Source organism: Bradyrhizobium sp. (genome assembly GCF_016462955.1).
Lineage (GTDB): Bacteria > Pseudomonadota > Alphaproteobacteria > Rhizobiales > Xanthobacteraceae > Bradyrhizobium.
In genome coordinates, this window is the sequence record NZ_JAEMSD010000110.1 from 1 (window position 1) to 16014 (window position 16014).

Annotated in this window: 14 protein-coding genes and 1 pseudogene; 11 read left to right on the top strand and 4 right to left on the bottom strand. The window is 60.9% G+C overall.

The window, feature by feature from the left end:
- Positions 1-272 (bottom strand): helix-turn-helix domain-containing protein (locus JHD07_RS14105; RefSeq protein WP_291623123.1); only part of this gene is annotated, 272 nt, incomplete at its 3' end.
- Between the two features lie 314 nt (positions 273-586).
- Positions 587-1573, bottom strand: coding sequence for a M23 family metallopeptidase (locus tag JHD07_RS14110; RefSeq protein ID WP_291623101.1), 987 nt, complete (start codon positions 1571-1573; stop codon positions 587-589).
- An 876-nt stretch (positions 1574-2449) separates the two neighbouring features.
- On the opposite strand from JHD07_RS14110, the gene JHD07_RS14115 reads away from it, so the two are divergent.
- Both JHD07_RS14115 and JHD07_RS14120 read left to right on the top strand, forming a co-directional pair.
- The gene (locus JHD07_RS14115; protein WP_291623103.1) at positions 2450-2902 is read left to right on the top strand and encodes a hypothetical protein; all 453 of its coding nucleotides are present in this window, start codon (positions 2450-2452) and stop codon (positions 2900-2902) included.
- A 251-nt stretch (positions 2903-3153) separates the two neighbouring features.
- Entirely contained in the window at positions 3154-4182 is a 1029-nt protein-coding gene (locus JHD07_RS14120; RefSeq protein WP_291623125.1) for an alpha/beta hydrolase, read from the top strand.
- Here JHD07_RS14120 and JHD07_RS14125 read toward each other — a convergent pair.
- Positions 4148-4519 carry a response regulator gene (locus tag JHD07_RS14125; RefSeq protein WP_291623105.1) on the bottom strand — a complete coding sequence of 124 codons (372 nt, stop codon included), beginning with the start codon at positions 4517-4519 and terminating at the stop codon, positions 4148-4150. The two genes, JHD07_RS14120 and JHD07_RS14125, sit on opposite strands and share 35 nt — an antisense overlap.
- 216 nt (positions 4520-4735) lie before the next feature.
- Here JHD07_RS14125 and JHD07_RS14130 point away from each other — a divergent pair, with 216 nt between their 5' ends.
- The 7 genes from JHD07_RS14130 to JHD07_RS14160 all read left to right on the top strand — a co-directional run bounded on the left by JHD07_RS14130 (position 4736) and on the right by JHD07_RS14160 (position 13126).
- Positions 4736-5767: an HWE histidine kinase domain-containing protein gene (locus tag JHD07_RS14130; protein WP_291623107.1), complete on the top strand. Its 1032-nt coding sequence runs from the start codon at positions 4736-4738 to the stop codon at positions 5765-5767.
- A gap of 341 nt (positions 5768-6108) precedes the next feature.
- Positions 6109-6282, top strand: a complete 174-nt coding sequence (locus JHD07_RS14135) for a DUF3606 domain-containing protein (RefSeq protein WP_291623109.1) — start codon at positions 6109-6111, stop codon at positions 6280-6282.
- Positions 6283-6337: 55 nt separating this feature from the next.
- On the top strand, positions 6338-7144 hold the full coding sequence (locus JHD07_RS14140) for a transglutaminase family protein (protein WP_291623128.1): 807 nt from the start codon (positions 6338-6340) through the stop codon (positions 7142-7144).
- A gap of 950 nt (positions 7145-8094) precedes the next feature.
- Positions 8095-8283, top strand: coding sequence for a hypothetical protein (locus JHD07_RS14145; RefSeq protein WP_291623111.1), 189 nt, complete (start codon positions 8095-8097; stop codon positions 8281-8283).
- A gap of 522 nt (positions 8284-8805) precedes the next feature.
- Positions 8806-10146, top strand: coding sequence for an MFS transporter (locus JHD07_RS14150; RefSeq protein WP_291623113.1), 1341 nt, complete (start codon positions 8806-8808; stop codon positions 10144-10146).
- Positions 10147-10492: 346 nt separating this feature from the next.
- Positions 10493-11365 carry a phosphatase PAP2 family protein gene (locus JHD07_RS14155; RefSeq protein ID WP_291623115.1) on the top strand — a complete coding sequence of 291 codons (873 nt, stop codon included), beginning with the start codon at positions 10493-10495 and terminating at the stop codon, positions 11363-11365.
- 267 nt (positions 11366-11632) lie between these two features.
- Positions 11633-13126, top strand: a complete 1494-nt coding sequence (locus tag JHD07_RS14160; protein ID WP_291623118.1) for a hypothetical protein — start codon at positions 11633-11635, stop codon at positions 13124-13126.
- 246 nt (positions 13127-13372) lie between these two features.
- On the opposite strand, the gene JHD07_RS14165 is transcribed toward JHD07_RS14160, so the two are convergent.
- Complete coding sequence (locus JHD07_RS14165; RefSeq protein WP_291623119.1) at positions 13373-13537, bottom strand: Flp family type IVb pilin; 165 nt, start codon at positions 13535-13537, stop codon at positions 13373-13375.
- A 295-nt stretch (positions 13538-13832) separates the two neighbouring features.
- Here JHD07_RS14165 and JHD07_RS14170 point away from each other — a divergent pair, with 295 nt between their 5' ends.
- Positions 13833-15314 carry a hypothetical protein gene (locus JHD07_RS14170; RefSeq protein WP_291623121.1) on the top strand — a complete coding sequence of 494 codons (1482 nt, stop codon included), beginning with the start codon at positions 13833-13835 and terminating at the stop codon, positions 15312-15314.
- Between the two features lie 287 nt (positions 15315-15601).
- A pseudogene (locus tag JHD07_RS14175) lies at positions 15602-16014 on the top strand (hypothetical protein); the annotation flags it as partial.

Here is a 16014-nt window from a genome sequence, read left to right on the forward strand (position 1 = left end):
GCCGATGACGGCCCCGGCGCGGCATCGGCCGCCCTTCGGATCGCCGCGAGCTCGTCGCGGGAGACCTCGGCGATGAGCTCGGAAATCAGGTCAGCCTTGGAGGGGAAATAGCGATAGACCGTGCCGGCCGCGACATTGGCCCGGACCGCGACCGGCGCGATCTGCACCGCCGCCATCCCGCCTTCCGATGCCGCCTCCCGCGCCGCCGCCAAGATCGCACTGCGCCGGGCCGCAAGGCGCTTCACCACTTGATGCGTCCGCCGATAAACCATGGCGCGCTTCCTGTCCCACACGCCCGCCGCACGCCCTGCGGCCCAGCGCTTCGTCACGTCGAAAATCAAATCGCCCCGCAAGGACTGAACAACTATTCAGGCGAGATGACAAGATGCAAATGCGTGAAGCGCCATGGGTGAGCGGGCTGGAGCGCCACTCCGATCGCGAAGGCCGACGAGGGCTTGCTCGCCCCATCTCGCGACCGAGCTTGCTGAAGAGCGGAAATGCCGCCCGTGAGAACATCGAGCCCACCATTGGCGGGAACTGTCGACAGGCGGATTGGAGAGATGGCTGGGACCGGGGAGAAGAACTGCTACTGCGCGATTTCCATCTGGAAGGATCTCCGCTCGATCTCGCCAGCATTTCGGCGAAGAATGAAAGTTGCCGTGTACGTGCCAAGCGGCCAGACGGAGCCTACCCGCTTCCTTCCGGCCGCGATAAAATACTGGGCCTGGTCTCGCGGCAGCTTTGGTGCTCGGTACTCAGCGATAACTAGTCCCTGAGGCGATCTCAGCTCAATAGCTTGCTCGTCTTCCGCCTGAAGCCCGATTGCGCGAACATACGCAACTAAAGCGGCAGAATGAGAGCTAGGCGGAGATTGCTTGATCTCTCCGGTCTCGATCTCGTCCATGGTGACCGCTCGGTCAGCAAAGCCGGCATTGATGATCTCGGTCGGCCGATAGTTCGAAACGGGGTCTAGCGTGGACTGCCACAGCGAACGACCGACGTTGCATTCGCCTTTCGCGGCCGCCTCGGCAAAGGGATCCACCACAGTTCTGTCATGCCTCACCGTAAAATGCAGGTGTGGAAACTCGGTGTTTCCGGACAGACCCACCAGCCCAAGTGCCTGCCCGGACCTTACGCTGTCACCGGGCTTTACTCTGAGACTGCCTTTGGCCATGTGACAATATTGCGTGCTCCAGCCATTTCCATGTTCGACGACTGTGCCGTTGCCGCATTCCCTGCCGGCTATTGCGGCTTTGCCGAGGACTTTGACCGATACGTCATCCATGCCGTCGCGCGTGTGAGCAACGCGCCCCGAAGCGGCAGCAACGACCTCGACCCCTTTCCTCTGAAAGTCCAGATCGGGTAGCCGGATGTCGGTGCCATCGTGGCCGTCATAGGTTCGGTGACCGCATCGAAAGTCCAAGGTCTTTTCCGTGGGATCATGGTCAACGTAGTTTTGGATGAAGCACGTCGTTCCCAGGTTGCAGGCAACCGGCCAAGCAAAATGTTGCAGTTCGGAGCTGCTGGGTGCCGTCGCGCAAGTCATGACCGCGCAAAGCGCCGAAGCAGACACAGACGTTCTCATCCGATCTGTCCCGTTTTTTTCCGGACCGTGCCGTGCGAGACAACGCACCGTCCCGAAGCGGACATACGTGTCGGGCTAAAGAGCGATCGATAGCATTGCACGAAACTCACGCCCTGACCAAGTGGTTGAACGCCTGCTTGGGCATCTTTGAGCGCGCGCTGCCATCGCTGTCGAGAGTGTCGAGAGGCTGTGTCTCGTGACGGGAACCAGCCTCCAAAATGGTGGCAAATTGACGCAAGCAAACTGGCATCGACGTCATTGCTGTCTCACTGCGGTCATCCACGCACGAATAGACCGCAATCGAAGCGGCGATCGAATCAATTTAGGCGCTTGAAATTCAGACTCCAAATTTTGAGTCTAGTCCTCGCTATCTTTTGCTCGTGAGCAGGCCGCCGCTTCGAAACTGGTTTGGTTGCGCTACTATGCTTTACATCCACAAGTTATTCTGAATTGTTCACAACCGAGCGTTGACGTGCGCTGGCTCGCGTTGTTGCGGAGGCATCGATGTTTGGGGGCCGTGGTCGTGACTGGCGTTCGCAATACACTTGTTTGCGCAGAGTTCGCTCGTCGCGCGTCGGCAAAGGCCGTCTGGTCATTTCCACCATCTTGTAATGCCGAAAGTTCGGACTGCCTTTCGCTGCGGTCGAACGGCGGTGGAGTGTCGAGTATGCGAACGGAGTGTACGACATGAAGCGGCACATGGGCGTCGTCCCCGCACTCCTCCTAATATTTCAATGGTCCGTAACTGAAGCGCGATCCTGCACACTTACGACGTGTCGCGCGGTAGCAACCGCTTGCTTGGGTTCATCCTGTAACCGAGATGCAGTATGGAGCATCATTCCGCATCAGGAGGGCTTGGTCCAGATGGTGGCAGACAACAAACCTCCGCTTGCATACTTTCTAGATGAACTACCAGCTGGCTTCGATCCTTCCCAGGTGACGAATGGCGCAAAGGAAGTTGCGATTGCGAGGGTGCGCGCGCTCGACATTCCAGTCTGGCTAGGAAGACGGGATAAGTCCGGCGTTGTGCCCATTCAACGCTCTCGCGACAAGAGTTTTGTCCGATTGCGGGTTCTTGAAGTGCGAAGCGGTAGCGCCGCCGTCGGCAAGACTTATGACGTCTATCTTGGCCAGTGGGACCGCGAGATGATCTATCCGCTCACGCCGGATCAACTCGCACACGACTACGTCGTCGTCATGTACTCCGATCCAAATGATGGAAAATACCGGCTCGTCGGGTTTCCGATCAGCAGCGCACAACACAAGGATTGGATGGCCAAGCGCTCGGAATACTGGCGCTCAGGGTACAGGAAATAAGATCAACTGATGGGGGAATGCAATGACGTGGTCTGACGTCAAGATCAGATAAAATTCTATGGCCCGGACGCAGACGATCTGGGCAATGCGACGGGTTTGGACGGTATGCCTCCAACCGTCAACGGCATCGAGCCCTACGGCCCGCCGTTTGGTTTGGAACGATAACGGCTACGCGCGGTTCACATCGCACTGCAACATTTGTCGGGTGGCCGACATTTCGGGCAGGCACCAAAGGTGCACGAATGCCCAAAATGATCCGGGGACGTCGGCGTCCCCTCTCCAATCTGCGCACCAATCATACGACAGGCCTTTCCCTATCGGTCGCTGCGGCGGTGGCAGCAGGGGCGCTTGCGGCGGCGGCCCTCCTGAACCGCCACCTCGCGAAGAAAGCCGAGAACGACAACCCGCCAGCCGGGCAGTTTATCGAGGTTGATGGTGCCCGGCTTCACTATGTGGAGCGCGGCTCAGGCGAGCCGCTCGTGCTTCTGCATGGGAACGGGAGCATGATTCAGGATTTCGAATCCAGCGGGTTGGTCGACCTGGCCGCCAAGAGCTACAGGGTCATCGTCATCGACCGCCCCGGATTCGGTCATAGCAGCCGCCCGCGCAATATGGTCTGGACACCCGACGCCCAGGCGGAGCTGATCCGGCGAGCGCTCGATCGACTCGGCGTTTCTCAGGCGATCGTTCTGGGACATTCCTGGGGTGCATCGGTCGCCGTCGCCCTGGCTCTCAAGTTTCCCAAGCTGGTACGCGGCCTGGTTCTCGCCTCGGGCTATTACTATCCAACCCCGCGTGCAGACGTCGTCGCGATGTCCGTTCCCGCAATCCCGCTGGTGGGCGAAGTTGTTGGACACACGATATCACCTCTTGTCAGCAGGCTGATCTGGCCGCTCATGATCGCGAAGATGTTCGGACCGAAGTCGCCCCCCACAAAGTTCGAGCAGTTCCCGAAAGAGATGGCGCTTCGTCCGTCGCAAATCCGTGCTTCTGCCGCCGAGTCGGCCCTGATGATCCCGGACGCCTTCCATTTCGATGATCGGTACGGGGAGCTTGGAATGCCCGTGGTCATCATTGCGGGCCAGGACGACCGGCTCATCGATATCGAACAATCTGCCAGGCTGCATTCCGACGTTCCGCGAAGCGCCTTTCACCGTCTTGCTGGCAATGGCCATATGATCCATCAAACGGCAACAAACGAAGTGATGGCGGGGATCGACGAGGTTGCGCAGCTGGCGAAGGCGGCTAAGCCGCAAGCAGCTCGCGAAGTGTCGTCATGATTTCCGTAGGGCTATAGGGCTTGGGCAAAAACCGTCCGCCTTTCGGCAGATCTTCAGGATGGAGTTTGACCTGGCCCGAGGTGGCCACGATCAGGATCGGGGGCCAGCGGTGACGAACCGCGGCAGCAAGCATGAGCCCGTCCATGCTGCCCGGCATCTGGATATCGGTGAACAAGACCGTGATGTCGAAGCGGCGTTCAAGAACGGCAATGGCTTCATCCGCATTCGCCGCTTCGACGACTTCATATCCCTCTTCGATCGTTTCGATCGCGTTCATCCGGATCAGAAATTCATCTTCAACGACGAGGACGACCGCTCGTTTGCTCGCAGAATCCATTGGCCGTTACGCTCCACTTGAATTAACGTCGCCACGGCAGCCATGATCTCTAGAGAACGCGGCCGGTTTGCTAGAACCTTTTGAAGTCGGCGGAGTTGGCCGACGGCTGCGACTCGCAGCATCCCTCAAATTTCGCTTTGCTGTCCTCCGCACGGACAATGTTGCGCCCCGGGCTAATGGATCGCGGCCGATTAAGTTCATACTCCGAGGAAAAACATGGAAGCGCAGAGCGACAGGCCGGCCAAGGCGGTTCCTGTCGAGTCCCCGGTGCCGGTCTGGGATGCCGATCATCTCCGCCTAGCTGTTACTGCAGCCGGTGTCGCACTTTGGTCGTGGAACGTGGACACCAATCGGCTCACGATGGACGAAAGAGCTTTCCACCTTTGGGGCGTGCCGCCCAGCGGTTCAGTGACGTTCGACGACCTTTCTTCGCATATTCACCCTGCAGATCGCGACCGCGTGAAAGCCGCCTTTGCAGCGACGCGCGCCATCATTGGAGCCTATGAAATCGACTTCCGCATCATGGTCGGCGAGGAGGTCAGATGGGTGTCGGCTCGCGGCCAAGGCAACGATGCAGATATCGTCAATCGTGTCATGTATGGCATCTTTCTCGACGTGACCGGACGAAAGCAAGCGGAAGAAGGGCACGAACTGCTGGCGGGGGAAATGAGCCATCGCGTGAAAAATCTGCTGGCCATCGCTTCCGGTCTCACGGCCATCACGTCACGGTCCGCGAAGACGACGTCCGAAATGGCGAAGGAACTGACGCATCGGCTCACCGCGTTGGGTCGAGCACATGATCTGGTTCGCCCACTACCGGGCCACGCAGGAAAAGCTGCGCTTCTTGGAGACCTGTTGACGGTCCTGCTCGCGCCTTATGACGACATGGGAGCATTTAGCGGCCGGGTGCGGGTTTCAGTCCCTCGCACGGGCGTAGGGGAGCAAGCGGCAACGACGCTCGCACTCGTGATCCATGAACTGGCCACCAATTCGCTGAAGTACGGGGCCTTGTCGTCGCTCACGGGCACATTGGATATATCCTGCGCCCCCGACGAGACCGAGGTGGTGATATTCTGGACTGAACGTGGCGGGCCGCCTGTCGTATCTCCGACAGGTGAAACCGGATACGGAAGCAAGCTGCTCAACCGCGCCATGACCCTGCAGCTTGGAGGCTCGATTTCGTGCGACTGGAGCGCCTCGGGGGTGATAGTGAAACTCAATATGACCAAAGACAGTCTCGCGCATTGAGGTGGCAAGGAAACGTGGTACCCCCGCGCCGGTCATTCCGGATGATGAGATCCAACGTGTGGCTTCATGAGGCTGGCTTTCGGGGCTGATCTGACACCGTTCCATTGATGATCGGGGAGCCGGACGCTTCGCCGCCCTTTGAACGCTCACGACGTGGAGCGGGCTGAGCCAATCTGCGTTCTCCAGATATACCTGGAAACGGAGGAACGTGGCTTCCTGGCGAAGGTTGGTCTGATGGAGACAGAATCTTCGCAAGCCGCGGGACAGTCCCCGTCGCGGCCGGTGCGGCGTCACGCCCGCCCTGGTCGCGGCCAGTCTATCCCTTATCGCGAAAGAGGCATATGTACAGGGAAAAGCCGGTCGATCTCCGCAATTCGCTGAATATGACCGATCAAGTGCAGGTCAGGGTCCTGCGCAGGCGGCTCAAGCTATCGGATGAGCAATTTAGAAACGTCGTTCGCAAGTCCGGCAGTTCAATCCGCGCCGTCATCAAGGAAGCCGCTCGTCTGAAATAGGCCTCAGGTCCGGTCCGCAGCCATTCGAGCCAATGAATCGAGGCAGTCCTTGAGCATCAAAATACAGGTCGGTTTCGACATGACCTACGACTTCCAGCAAGTCACACCATTGATTGCTGTCGTCGGCATGCATTTCACCCGCGCGTCCGACATCATTGTGCCGGATCACCTCGTCACCGAGCCGTCCGTGCCGATCTCGCCATATCGAGACGGCTTTGGAAACTGGTGCAGTCGGTTCGTTGCGCCCGCCGGCCGCATGCGCCTTTCCGCCAATGGTACCGTGCGCGATAGCGGCTTGCCGGATGTGATCGTGCCTTCCGCGGCGCAGTGCGCGGTCGAGGATCTGCCGCCTGATACCATCGTTTATCTGCTTGGCAGCCGCTACTGCGAAACCGATCGGTTGTCCGACATCGCATGGAAGCTGTTCGAGAAAGTGGCGCCGGGTTGGCCACGGGTCCAGGCGATCTGCGATTTCGTGCACAATCACATCGCCTTCGGCTATGAGCACGCGCGGCCCACCATGACGGCTTGGGAAGCATTCAACGAAGGCAAGGGCGTCTGCCGCGACTATGCGCATCTTGCCATTGCATTCTGCCGCTGCATGAACATTCCGGCGCGCTATTGCACCGGCTATCTCGGCGACATCGGCATCCCGCCGCCCCATGCCCCCGGGGACTTTGCAGGCTGGTTCGAGGCCTATCTTGGCGATCGCTGGTACACCTTCGATGCACGCAACAACACGCCGCGAATCGGGCGCGTCCTGATCGCGCAAGGCCGCGATGCGGCGGATGTTCCGATCGTCCAGACTTTCGGACCCAACACGCTCGTCAGCTTCAAGGTGTGGACTGACGAGCTTGTGTGAAGCGATCGCCTCGGCGATTGGGTCCCAGGCGGCCGAGATTGATCTCGCTAATTGGTCGGAAGACTGCTACCACAGCTTCCATCACCGCGCGCTACGTGGCTGTTATCGGTGACTGAGAGCTTTGCGCTCCCGCCTAATCCCAGAGAAGGCGGTCAGATGGCAGATTCCGAAAAATTCGACATTCGTGAGTGGCTCGTGCCGCCTTTGTTGGTGCCGGTCTTCCTCGTCCTGCTGGTCGCGGTGACCGCCATTCTACAGTGGTAAGTCCGTTCAATCACATGCGTCGGAACTGCAAACCGGGGCCTTGAACCGGATCAGGTCAGGCGGGAGCCCAACATGGCAAACACGGCGATCATCAGGGATGCCTACGGGGTTCCGGCAATCTTCGTTGGTTCGAAGACTGGCCGGGACGATGCGCCCTTTGTCTTCGTGAGGGTTGGAGGTGAGGAGCGCCGAATGCGATGGTCCGAATGGGATGCACTTCCGGCGTGGACCGGTGAGAGCCCCACCTGGGCAAGTAAAGCCAAATAGCTATGGAGTGCTCGGCATGAGAATGGTTCGAACAGGCGCATGGACCGCTGCCCTTTTGCTCGCATCGGTACTGGGCCTCAACGCGCCGGCAGCTTTTGCCAAGGAACCGAATTGCCGCGCGGTCGAAAGCAGCAGCGCGCGCCTTTCCTGTTACGATGCGGCATTTCCTCCGAGAGCCGGGAAGCCAGCCGAAGCCGGCATCGAGTCATCGTCAAGCATCAGGGATCCATTGCTCGCGGAAGACGCCCGAACCGCCGCGAAGCTCAAGAGCATTTGCCGCGGCTGCTGAGTTTCCAACAAAGTGCTCGCTATCCGGCGGATAAAGGCGCACTGTTTCACGACCATCGAGCGGCCCTCAGCATCTATCGGTGGAGTGAACGCAAGTCGCGCTCTCGCTCAAACTTGCAGCGGAGCGCCACATGCCCCCAGGAAAATCCTCGACATTCGAATACCGCCTCGCGCAAGAGGCGATCAATCTGCGCCTACAGGCCGAAGGGATGCCCATTGGCGTCCGCCGCACGGAGCTTCTGCGAAAAGCCCGGCAGATCGATGTGGCCGGGGAAATCAACAATTGGCTGTCCTCCCCGGGTCTGCAGGCGCCCTCGTGAATTTATGTCTCGCTTTCGTCCGGCGTGATGAACTTCAGCACGCCACGTAGAGACGAACGTCTATCGGGATTTTACTCTCACCCTCCCGGGGCTGGTAAGCCGCCGCCTGCGCTTCATTTAAGCGGGCGGCGTTTTTGCTGAGTGGTATTACTGCTGGACGCGACGTCTCGCGGCATCCATGTGGCTTTCTGAAACGCCGCCGGAGAACAACTTCAAGCTGATCACCTGTTCGAATCCCTGGGCTGATATCGCGTCGCGCCGAGGCGCGCGCCAACTAGCAGCACGGAACGACCTTAGCGCATGTTATTGACGACCGCGTTTGCCACGACGCCCGCATCGCCATTCCCCAAAAAAAACGGGGAACCAAATCCCAGCGCGGGGTTTGCATTGTTCCGTTCCCAACCATCAGCGCAAACTGATCCTGTCCGATCACATTCATCTGAAGGGGGAGCGGATTTGGTGCCCCAGGAGCGACCGGCCGGCCGCCTGAGGACCACCTAAGGCCAGGGAGGTATAGGTGTCATGGACGAGATCGAAGCAAGAACCATCCGCAAGGTGATGTGGCGGTTGCTGCCGTTCCTCTTCGTCTGTTACTTCGTCGCCTACCTCGACCGGGTGAACGTCGGTTTTGCCAAGTTACAGATGAACGCTGCGCTCGACCTGTCGGAGGCGGCATACGGTCTGGGCGCGGGCCTGTTCTTCGTCTCCTACTTCTTGTTTGAAGTACCGTCCAACCTCGCGCTGGACAGGTTCGGCGCAAGGCTCTGGATTGCCCGCATTATGCTCAGCTGGGGCATTATCTCTGGCCTGTTCGCCTTTATCCCGGCGATCTCCGGGGCGACCGGGCTCTCGACAGAGTGGGTGTTCTACATCCTGCGTTTCCTGCTCGGCGTGGCCGAGGCAGGTTTCTTTCCCGGAATCATTTTCTACCTGACTCTGTGGTTCCCCTCGGTTTACCGTGCCCGGGTGGTCTCGCTGTTCATGCTGGCCATCCCCTTTTCATCAATCGTGGGCGGACCGGTTTCCGGGGCTCTGCTGAACATCTCTGGCGCCGGCCTCGATGGCTGGCAGTGGCTCTTCATTCTCGAAGCGTTGCCGTCGATCCTGATGGCCTTCGGTGTCATCTTTTACCTGACTGACAAGCCGGCCCTCGCGACGTGGCTTTCCACAGATGAAAGAGGCTGGCTGGAAACACGGTTGGAGGCCGAGCGGCAGCACAAGGTGGCAGTAGAGCACGTGGGCATTGTCAAGGCGCTCACCGACCCTCGCGTCCTCACCTGCGCGTTCGTCTACTTCTGTCTCAACGCAGCGAGCTATGGCGTGGCGTTCTTTCTGCCGACGATCATCAAGGACTTCGGCGTCAGCAACTTCCAGACCGGCCTGCTAGCCGCTGTACCGTTCTTGTTTGGCGCGGTCGGAATGGTCCTGCTCAGCCGCAACTCCGACCGAACGTTGAGGCGTCGGGAGCATGTTTGCTTCGCCATGCTTCTCGCCGCGGTCGGCTTGGCGGGGGCGGGCCTGGTATCCGCCCCAGCGCTGGTGCTCGGCTTGCTCTGCCTGAGCCAGATCGGCGTTTCCGCGACGCCTCCTCTGCTGTGGCCGATACCGAGCGCCTTCCTGACGGGCACTTCGGCTGCGGCGGGGATCGCCGCGATCAATTCGATAGGCAACCTGTCCGGGTTCGCCGGGCCATACATGATGGGCTACCTCAAAGACGCGACCGGCAACTTCACGGCCGGGCTGCTGGTCCTGGGCGGCTGCGCGCTTGTCGGCGGCATTGTGGCGCTCACTTTCAAGGTGGATCCGAAGATGGAGGTCGCGGGCACGACGAAGAGAGGATTGGCCAAGGCGCCAGCCCACTGAAGGAGCGGGCCGTTGTCAGAACCCTCGGGGAACTGCGATCCGGGGAACCCAACACGCGCCATCAAACTCGATTTCCGTCCAGATCAGGCCAAACCCATCGTCCACGCGCCCCAATTGTACAGGGTACGTCAAGAAAATATTAGAGGAAGCCGGCTAAGGGTCTTTCAAGAGGGGTTCACGGATCCCGGACTTCTCGGTGGATCGACAGAGCGGCGCGGGATCGAGGCTTTTTCCTCGCGGTCTTGATGCTCGACATGCGTGAGCAGCGATGCGTGGATGTGCCGACTCCATCGTCCCCGTCAGGTCAGGGGCCGGGGTGACAAATCAATCGAGCGAAGTTCGACGCTTGTGGATCGCGATCGCCATTGTCGCGGCCATCGACCTCGTATGGCTTCGCGTCGCCGGAATGGCGGTGGCTATCGATCCAACGCAGGCAGTTACGTTCTGCGCGGCCGTTCTGCTCTCCATCGTCTACACGAGGTTGAGGCCGGATCGGCGTATCGCCGAGCTGGCGACGGCCTGCGCTCAGGTCATTGCCTTTACGGCCGCTGGAGCGACGCTCAGTTATCTGACCGTCACTGCAAAGTTTCCGCTGGTCGATGCCCAGTTGTCCCGCCTCGACACCCTGCTCGGACTGAACTGGCTGGCATTCTTCGAATGGGTCGAGGCCAGACCAACGATCAAAGAGGTCCTCACAATCGCATATCACAGCTGCATGCCGCAGGTCGCTGTCTTGCTGCTGTGGCTGAGTGCGTGCGGGCGCTTCGAAAGGATACGCGAATTCGTCTGGCTGTTCGTGACATCGCTCCTCGTGATCATTCCAATTTCATGGATATTCCCGGCAGCGAGCGCGTGGGTCTACTTTGACGTCGTCGGGCGCGCCGACGCGTATCATCTGGCCGATTTCAACGCACTCCGTAACGGCGAGATGACGCGCATTTCATTGACGCAGGTGAATGGTCTGATCACATTTCCTTCGTTCCACGCTGCGCTGGCCATCATCCTGATCTACGCCAGCCGAGGCATGAAGGTGCTTTTCCCGGCATTCCTGGTCCTGAACTTGCTGATGCTGGCTGCAACACCAACCGTCGGCGGCCACTATTTCATCGATATCATCGCGGGCGCTTGTGTCGTCGCTTGCCTCGCATGCCTTCGCCAGCTTCGCTGGGGCACTTTGCTTGCGCGATGGAACACCACCCCATCCCACGCGGCCGGATAGCAATCCGCGCTCTGCAAGGGAGCCCGGAGCCGATCAGACGCTGGCATGCAGTGCGGAAGTCCCGCCTCGAACAATGATCGAACTTAGAGACCTACAGCGGTAAGCTGCGGATGCGAGCGCGACGCAGCTCCGAGCTGCAGAGCAGATGGTAAATGAATCCTTGCACCGCCTGACCTGAAGGACCGGTGCGGTTTACCCCAACTTAAATGCGATCATGCTCAGGTTCCGATGCGCTTTTGTGCGTGGTGGATCACCCCCGGGACTCCAATGTCGGTTTCCGTTATCAGCAGCGTTCCGGTCCGCGGCGTCGCGCGATGGCTTTTGCCGGTCGGCATCGGCGTCGGCGTGTACCTGTTCTTCCTGGGCGTCGGCGACATCATGCTGCGGGATTCGGATACGCTGTGGCAGATCAAGATCGGGCAGTGGATCCTCGAACACCGCGCGATGCCCTACACCGACATCTATTCGTTCACGCGCGCCGGCGAGGCATGGATCTCGAGCTCCTGGCTGTCGCAAGTCCTGTTCGCACTGGTCTACGAGCCATCGAACTGGTCGGGCGTGGTCATCCTGACATCGCTCGCGATCGGCGCGACGGCGGCGATCTTCGTTTACCTGCTCGAGCCCTATCTGGAGCCGGCACGCGCTTTCGTGCTCGTCACCCCCCTCCTCTTCATGTCGATGGGTCATTTTCTCGCGCGCCCGCACATGCTGGCGCTGCCCGTCATGGTTGCCTTCGTCGGCGGGCTGCTGGCGGCCGCAGATCGGCGTAGCGCGCCGTCCTGGCTATTGCTGCCCCTGATGGCGCTGTGGGCCAATCTTCACGGCGGCTTCGTCATGGGCCTCGCCCTGATCGGAGCCATCGGCCTCGATGCGATCGCGTCCTGCGATCGCAAGGACCGGATTGCACTGGCGGCGCGCTGGGCCGCGTTCGGCCTTGCCGCGCTCGCCGCAAGCTGCTGCACGCCCTATGGTTGGAACACGCTCCTGGCGTCGACCAAGATCCTCAGCCTCGGCAAGCTGCTCTCGCTGATCTGGGAGTGGATGCCGGCCGACTTCAGCTCGCTCGACCTGTTTGGCGCCAGCCTGCTCGGCTTGATCGCTATCGGCTATTACAGCGGGGTGGTGCTGTCATGGACCCGTATATTTCTGCTGCTCGGGCTGGTCTGGGCGGCACTCAACCACGTCAGAAACATCGAGGCTTTCGCGCTGTTGACGCCGCTCGTGCTGGCAAAGCCGTTCGCCGAACATTTCGGAGTGACGAGAGCGCTCGCGCTGAAGGGAAGCGAGGCGCGCCCCTCCTTTGCCCTGACCGCAATCGCGGCGCTGGCCATCGTCGCGGCCGGCTGGAGCATCACGCGGTCCTATGCCACGCCGAGCCGGTATGCGTTCATCGGCAATCAATCGCCAGCGGCCGCGGTCGACGTGCTCGAAAAGCGGCACGCGCAACGGATCTTCAGCACCGCTCCGATCGGCGGCTATCTGATCACCCGCAACATCAAGACCTTCATCGATGGCCGCGCGGAGCTTTATGGCGAGCAGTTCGTGCTCGACTATTTCGATGCCGTCGAGGGCAAGAACGTGGACACCCTGCTGCGCCTGCTCGAGACTTACCGGATCGACGCGACGCTGCTGAATACCACCGTTCCCGCCGCAAGAATCATGGACCACCTGCCGGGATGGAAGCGGCTCTATGCGGATGATGTTGCCGTGGTGCACGTCCGCGACGACGCGCCGACGCAGCTGCCTTCCGCATCACGGTGAGCCCAAACAAGGCCGCTAGCTGTCGCGGGCCTTCGCCGACGCAAAGCTTACCCCAAGTCATCCTTCGGCTGCAGCGGCCCCTCGGGTCGCTTTTGCAGCGGGATGTCTGAGGCTCATCACAGCTCGCCTGCCAAAGCGCACGTCCCGAACCATGCACCTCGGCCGATTGTCCGGCTGCAGGCGCCGCGCACGAAAAAGAGCCCCGCCAGGGACGGGGCCCTTCGTTATGCCAGTGGTCGTCCGGCCTTACTTGAGGCTGGGCGAGATCGAGCTGAACTTGGTGTTCAGCGTGCTGCCGAGGTTGTTGACGACAGTGATGATCGCCAGCGCGATGCCGGCGGCGATCAGGCCGTATTCGATGGCGGTGGCGCCGGATTCATCCTTGAGGAAACGCGCAACGAGGTTCTTCATAGAGTGCTCCAAATGAGTACACGAGGCTACAACTGATCTGGTCTTTTCGGCTTCCCAGCGCCGCCCGACCGTGGAACTGAACCTAGAGGCAAAGAATTTCGCCGCAGTTAATTCGACTGCGTAAACACCGAGCGGATTGCGTGTATTCGTCCATGGTAAATCGAATTCCAAAACGATCCGTTAAATTGTCGGGATATGAAGCCGGCTGAAGCGGCCGATTTACCCGAAGTTATGACCGGGCGTGGTCCAATGCCGCCCGCTCGGGCCGACAAGAACGACAGGACGACGAGGCGGCATGTCCCTTTCCTTTGCCAACAGCATCGCGGTGCAGGGCCGTGCGCGCGCCCTGGTGCCGCTGTGCGTCGGGGCCGGCGCCTATCTGTTCTTCTTTTTTCTCGGCGACACGCTGCTTTCCGATTCCGACTCGTTCTGGCAGATCAAGATCGGGCGATGGATCCTCGACCACGGCTCCATGCCAACCGCCGACTTCTATTCCTTCACGCGGGCGGGCGCGCCGTGGATCTCGACCTCGTGGCTGTCGCAGGTCGCATTCGCCTTCTCCCATGCGCAATGGGGCTGGGCGGGTCCCGTCATCCTCACCGCGGCCGCGATCGCGCTCGCGCTCGCGCTCCTCGTCCAGCTGCTCGAGGCGCATATCGAGGCACCGCGCGCAGTGTTGTTCGCGATGCTGGCGCTGCTGCTGTCGATCCACCACGTGCTGGCGCGCCCGCATATTCTGGCGCTGCCGGTGATGGTGGCGTGGGTCGGCCTGCTGATGGCGGCGGCGGACCGCAGGAGTGCGCCGTCCTGGACCTGGCTGCCGCTAATGGCGCTGTGGGCGAACCTGCATGGCGGCTTCGTGCTCGGGCTCGCGCTGATCGGTCCGATCTCGCTCGAGGCGGTCGAGCATGCCGAGAAGGGACGCCGGCTCGCGCTGTTCATGCGCTGGGTGTTGTTCGGAATCGGCGCGCTGGTCGCGAGCTGCTGCACGCCCTATGGCTGGCGAACGCTGCAGGGTGCGTCCAACATCCTCAGCCTCGGCGAGGTGCTGACGCTGATCTTCGAATGGATGCCGGCAAACTTCGCAACGTTCACTCCGTTCGAAGGCGCCCTGCTGGCGCTGATCGCATTCGGCTATTATCGCGGTCTGGTGCTGTCGGCGCCCCGGATCTTCCTGATCCTGTTCCTGACCTGGAGCGCGCTGACCCATGTCAGGAGCATCGACGCCTTTGCCTTTTTGCTGCCGCTGGTGCTGGCAAAGCCGCTCGCCGAAATGTTCCCACGGCCCAAGCCCGACGCGGCCGGTGCCGACAGCTGGCCGGGCCGCTACATGACAGCGCTCGGCGCGCTGGCAATCGTCGCGGCCAGCTGGACCTCGACCTCGCTCTATTTGGGCCACCACCGCTTCACCTTCACGATGACGCAGACGCCGGTTGCAGCGGTGGACCTGCTCGAGCAGCGCAAGGCGCAGCGCATCTTCAACGCCTATCAATTCGGCGGCTATCTGATCTCGCGCGATATCCCCGTCTTCATCGACGGCCGCGCCGAGCTCTATGGCGAGAAGTTCGTGATGGATTTCTTCAAGGCGACCGAGGGCAAGAAGCCCGAGCTGCTGCCGCGCCTGCTCGACGAGCACAAGATCGACGCGACGCTCCTGGTCGCTGATGCGCCGGGCCCGCAGATCCTCGACCAGCTCAAGGGCTGGAAGCGGATCTATGCCGACGACATCGCGGTGGTCCATGTCCGCGACACCGCGACCGCGGCGCCTTCGAAGTGAGGACCTGCTCGAGGGCGCCCACTTGGACGTGTCGCGACGACGGAGGTGCACTCACCTGAGCGCGCGCTTCGTCCTTCGAGACGACCGCTTCGCGGTCTCCTCAGGGTGAGGCTAAGCAGCATCAGTATTCGTTGAAACCAGCGCAACACACTCGATCCTCATCCTGAGGCCCGCCACCGGCGGGCGTCTCGAAGGATGGCTACAGGCGAACTCGCTCCCATATGGTTTCTTTCAGCAAGCCGACCCTGACAGATCCGGCGCCCCCCGATCCGGACCGAGCCGCGGCGATGTTCTTGTTCGCGGTGCTGGCGGCTGTCTCGCTTCTTCCGGTGCTGCTGACCCCTATCCCGGCGATGGTCGATTATCCCAATCACCTCGCCCGCATGTATATTCTCAGCCAGAACGGCACCCCCAATGCCAATCCGCATTACGAGGTGACCTGGGCGTTCTATCCCAACCTCGGCATGGACCTTCTGGTGCCGCAGCTGGCGCGGCTGATGAGCGTCGAGAGCGCCACGCGGTTGTTTCTCCTGCTGAGCCAGTTGCTGATCGTCACCGGCGCGCTTCTGCTCGAATGGGTCCGGAAGGGGCGCGTCCGTCTCGCCGGCTTCGCTGCGCTCGCTTTCCTCTATTGCCTGCCGTTCAGCTGGGGGTTCGTGAATTTCGAGTTCGGGCTCGGCCTCGCGCTCTGGGGCATCGC

Coding starts and splice junctions, on each gene's coding strand:
- JHD07_RS14165 (WP_291623119.1), bottom strand. CDS start 13,537: ATGAAGAACCTCGTTGCGCGTTTCCTCAAGGATGAATCCGGCGCCACC.
- JHD07_RS14120 (WP_291623125.1), top strand. CDS start 3,154: ATGATCCGGGGACGTCGGCGTCCCCTCTCCAATCTGCGCACCAATCAT.
- JHD07_RS14170 (WP_291623121.1), top strand. CDS start 13,833: ATGTCCCTTTCCTTTGCCAACAGCATCGCGGTGCAGGGCCGTGCGCGC.
- JHD07_RS14135 (WP_291623109.1), top strand. CDS start 6,109: ATGTACAGGGAAAAGCCGGTCGATCTCCGCAATTCGCTGAATATGACC.
- JHD07_RS14125 (WP_291623105.1), bottom strand. CDS start 4,519: ATGGATTCTGCGAGCAAACGAGCGGTCGTCCTCGTCGTTGAAGATGAA.
- JHD07_RS14130 (WP_291623107.1), top strand. CDS start 4,736: ATGGAAGCGCAGAGCGACAGGCCGGCCAAGGCGGTTCCTGTCGAGTCC.
- JHD07_RS14145 (WP_291623111.1), top strand. CDS start 8,095: ATGCCCCCAGGAAAATCCTCGACATTCGAATACCGCCTCGCGCAAGAG.
- JHD07_RS14150 (WP_291623113.1), top strand. CDS start 8,806: ATGGACGAGATCGAAGCAAGAACCATCCGCAAGGTGATGTGGCGGTTG.
- JHD07_RS14115 (WP_291623103.1), top strand. CDS start 2,450: ATGGTGGCAGACAACAAACCTCCGCTTGCATACTTTCTAGATGAACTA.
- JHD07_RS14160 (WP_291623118.1), top strand. CDS start 11,633: ATGTCGGTTTCCGTTATCAGCAGCGTTCCGGTCCGCGGCGTCGCGCGA.